The sequence below is a fragment of the Mesorhizobium sp. M7A.F.Ca.CA.001.10.2.1 genome (genome assembly GCF_003998575.1).
GTDB lineage: Bacteria > Pseudomonadota > Alphaproteobacteria > Rhizobiales > Rhizobiaceae > Mesorhizobium.
On sequence record NZ_RZQY01001341.1, the window covers coordinates 1 to 471 of the forward strand.

The window sequence follows — 471 nt, forward strand, 5'->3', positions numbered from 1 at the left end:
GTTCAACTATGGCGGCTCGCTGATCGACAACGGCCTCAACGTCACCGATCCGAACTATTTCGTGCAGACGTCGGTCGCCAACCAGGTCAATTTGGTCAACTCGGCGGGCCTGACGCTGAGCTACTGGGACGGCGACGCCGGTCCGCATTCCAACGGTGCCGTCAATGGCGGCAACGGCACCTGGCGTGCTGCCGGCGACCAGAACTGGACGGATTCGACCGGACTTTTCGCCGCTCCCTTTGCCAATGGCAGCTTCGCCATCTTCCAGGGTACGGCTGGGACGGTGACGGTGGACGGCACGAATGGCCCGGTTTTGGCTGCCGGCATGCAATTCGCGATCGGCGGCTACCGGGTGCAGGGCGCGGACGTAGGGCTTATTGGGCTGCAGTCGATCATCCGCGTTGGCGACGGCTCGGCGGCGAGCGCGGGCTATACGGCAACCATCGCCTCGAACCTCACGGGGGCCGGGCA

The 471-nt window shown here is 65.0% G+C and carries 1 pseudogene; it reads left to right on the forward strand.

Features of this window, described 5'->3' with window-relative positions:
* Positions 1-471, forward strand: a pseudogene (locus tag EN964_RS38045) (autotransporter outer membrane beta-barrel domain-containing protein); the annotation flags it as partial.